The following is a 983-nucleotide window of genomic DNA, read 5'->3' as shown; positions in this document are numbered from 1 at the left end:
AGCGGGTCGGGCCCTTTTCCGTTTCTGAAAGTCGATAGGAGCCAATCGGGGAGCCATCTCACTCGGACTCAACCCGTCGGCTTGTCGCCGAAGATTGTGTTCATGGTGTGGGCGCCCTTGGTGATCACTGGTTTGAGCTGGTGCCGGTAGACCGCTTCCGTGACGCTGGTGCCCGCGTGCCCGACGAGATCGGCGATGGTCTCGATGGGTACGCCCTGGTCACTCATGATGGAGACGAATGAGTGACGCAGTTCGCGGGGTGTCCAGTCGGTTCCGATCCCCGCATTCTTGGTGATGTGTCGGAACGCTCGCCGTACGTTTGCCGCGTCCAGCGGGGTGCCGACGTTCGTACAGAACACGAGGTTGTGATCTTGCCATGCTTCGCCCGCTTTGAGCTTGTGGGCGGCCTGGCGCGTGTGGTGTTGCCGGAGTGCCTCAGCGGCGAGCTTGGGCAGTTCCAGCGTTCGCCGTGACTTGCGGGTCTTGGTGTCACCTCCTATTCGGTCAGCTCGCCACACGTAGATGGCGAACCTCTTGTGCTTGAACCCTGCCTCAGTCACCGGATGCCACGCCTTGAGGCTGGGGATCCAGGCGACGACGTGATCCCAGCGCAGTGCGCGGGCTTCCTCGGTACGGACGCCCATGGTGAGGCTGAGCACCACGTAGGCGTGGAGTTCGGACGACTCCGCGGCCTTGAGCATCGCGTCCGCCTGGTGTCGGGTGAGTGCCTTGCTGGGCCGGCCATCCTTGCCCGTGGGCGTGGTGACCAGCTCGGCGACATTTCTCAGCACCAGGTCACGTGCCTGGGCTTGCCGGGTGGCCCGCTTCAGCACGCTGTGGACATCTCGTAGTGTCCGGGTGGCCAGGTCGTTTGAGAGTTCGTCGAGCCACTCATCCACGTGATCCGCCCGTAGCTGCTGGAGCTTGAGTTTCCCCAGCCTGGGGATAACGTGCGTCTCGGCGAGGATGCGCAGCTTGGTGAC

The 983-nt window shown here is 63.4% G+C and carries 1 protein-coding gene; it reads right to left on the bottom strand.

Annotated features, from left to right (window positions below):
• Positions 1–68: 68 nt before the first annotated feature.
• A partial coding sequence (locus ACTWPT_RS60050) for a tyrosine-type recombinase/integrase (protein WP_443186489.1) occupies positions 69–983 on the bottom strand: 915 nt, incomplete at its 5' end.

Source organism: Nonomuraea sp. 3N208 (assembly GCF_052245935.1).
In the GTDB taxonomy this organism is placed as follows: domain Bacteria; phylum Actinomycetota; class Actinomycetes; order Streptosporangiales; family Streptosporangiaceae; genus Nonomuraea.
The sequence above is the reverse complement of the archived record's forward strand: the minus strand, read 5'-3'. Positions and strand labels throughout refer to the sequence as shown.